The organism is Paraglaciecola sp. MB-3u-78, assembly GCF_002835935.1.
In the GTDB taxonomy this organism is placed as follows: Bacteria; Pseudomonadota; Gammaproteobacteria; order Enterobacterales; family Alteromonadaceae; genus Paraglaciecola.
In genome coordinates, this window is the sequence record NZ_PJCF01000026.1 from 1 (window position 1) to 2,043 (window position 2,043).

Below are 2,043 nucleotides of genomic sequence, written 5' to 3' on the forward strand. Positions count from 1 at the left end.
ACCCCGGTCCGTGCGGTCCGTGGTGACTGTCTGCTATGGAAGTGAAGCAGAAATTTACTAAAGCCAAACATCTGTATCTTGACCACCTATAATCGCCATGATCTCGATGGTACTTTGGTTTATTCGATAGTAAATTACGTCAGAACGATGTGGGCAGCGTCTATAGCCAAGTCTAATATTGTCAACAGACTGATATATTAAGGGTGATTCTGCAATTTTAAGAAAAGCTTCAAAGAAGCTGTAAAAATATTCATCGGCTTGTTCTTCACCAAACTCCTCATATCCATATTCGTAGATTCTGCGCAAATCTTCTTTTGCTTCGTCCGTTAAGCGATATTTACTCATTTACTTTATATATAGAAAAAGTGAATAGCGGGGTCAGGTCTTGTATTTTGCATATCTTCTATTTTAAACTATGGTTATTTTATTCATATCTAGTTTAGACGAGAGAAGATATGAGTCGGTCATTACGATTAGAAGTTGCAGGGTAGGTACTCTCTAGCATATGACTTTACAAGGTGATGGTAGAAACTTAATTTATTTTCAGACTTATGATTTTGAGTTTTTTTGCAAAATACAAGACTTTACCCCGGTCCGTGTAGGGCAATCGCATTAAAAATGGCTTGACACAGATCCCCTAATTTGATCTATTACTTCGCTTTACGCGACGTGAAATGACCAAATTCAAGCCCACACTTATCGAACATTTCAAAGACATTGAAGATCCTCGTCTTCTAAGAAAACAATTACATAAATTAGATGACATCTTTTTTATTACCCTATGTGCCGTTATCTGTGGCTGTGATGGCTGGGTTGCCATTGAAAAATTTGCCAACATTAAACGCACTTGGTTTGAACAATATTTATCCCTAGAAAATGGTATTCCGTCTCATGATACTTTGGGACGTATTTTTTCCTTAATTGATCCTGAGCAATTTCAAACCTGTTTTTCTAGCTGGATCAAAGAGATAGTAAAAAATGTCACGGGCGATGTGATCGCTATTGACGGTAAATGCCTTCGACGCACTCATGATAAGTCATCTAATAAATCAGCTATTTATATGGTTAGCGCATGGTCACATGATAATCAGCTGGCACTTGGACAAGTGAAAGTTGATGAAAAATCGAATGAAATAACCGCCTTACCTTCCCTACTCAAAAACTTAGACATCACAGGCAGTATCATCACAACTGATGCATTAAACACACAAAAGAAATCGGCTGAACTGATCGTAAGTAAAGGCGCCGATGATTTAACCGCACTGAAAGGAAATCAAAGCACCCTTCATGATGATGTGATTTTATTCTTTGAAAATACCCCTAAAAGTTATGAGGGCACGTTAAAAACTTATAAGAGTATTGATTCAGGGCATGGCCGTATTGAAGGCCGGGGTCAGGTCTTGAATTTTGCATATGTGACGTGGTCAACCTAATACGACGTGGACTAATATATACGTCCACCCTAGATAATTGGACTCCCCCACACACTGGAGTGTGGGGTAATATAATCGTTACCACACAAATATATTATAGAGAGTCCGCAATATGTATCGTACTAAAGTTGGCGTTGATTTAGCAAAAAAAGTGATTCAAGTTTGTATCTATAGAGATAAAAAGGTTAAGACATAATAGCTTTAACTGGAGATAGATAATGTGATGTAGCAAAACTTTATCAGTTTACTTTGAATGAATTGATATCGCTCTTTTTTATCACCTAAAACGGTAATAACTGCGGTTTGGTTACCTTGAATAAAACTATCAAGGGCTTCAACGGTGGTTAAATTTTCAATATTCATGAGCTCTTTCATTCTATGATCATGGACAGAATGAGAGTTACAGACTTATTTCATATTGGACAAGGCTAAGACTTGACCCCAACCTTGCCCGTGTACTAACATGTTTCATAAAGTTATCTAAATCAATAATTTAATCGACAAAGCGGATAGCGGGGTCAGGTCTTGTATTTTGGAGCGGATATTGGAGCGGATAGCGGGGTCAGGTCTTGTATTTTGTGAGGACAGCGGGGTCAGGTCTTGAATTTTG

3 protein-coding genes are annotated in these 2,043 nt (G+C 37.9%); 1 reads left to right on the top strand and 2 read right to left on the bottom strand.

Annotated features, from left to right (window positions below; genetic code table 11):
• Positions 1–57: 57 nt before the first annotated feature.
• Positions 58–345 carry a type II toxin-antitoxin system RelE/ParE family toxin gene (locus tag CXF95_RS26100; protein WP_101201392.1) on the bottom strand — a complete coding sequence of 96 codons (288 nt, stop codon included), beginning with the start codon at positions 343–345 and terminating at the stop codon, positions 58–60.
• Between the two features lie 329 nt (positions 346–674).
• On the opposite strand from CXF95_RS26100, the gene CXF95_RS26105 reads away from it, so the two are divergent.
• Entirely contained in the window at positions 675–1,433 is a 759-nt protein-coding gene (locus CXF95_RS26105) for an ISAs1 family transposase (protein WP_101201393.1), read from the top strand.
• Positions 1,434–1,634: 201 nt separating this feature from the next.
• Here the strand turns inward: CXF95_RS26105 and CXF95_RS29760 are convergent, their stop codons facing one another.
• Positions 1,635–1,796, bottom strand: coding sequence for a hypothetical protein (locus tag CXF95_RS29760; protein WP_157828254.1), 162 nt, complete (start codon positions 1,794–1,796; stop codon positions 1,635–1,637).
• Between the last annotated feature and the right edge of the window lie 247 nt (positions 1,797–2,043).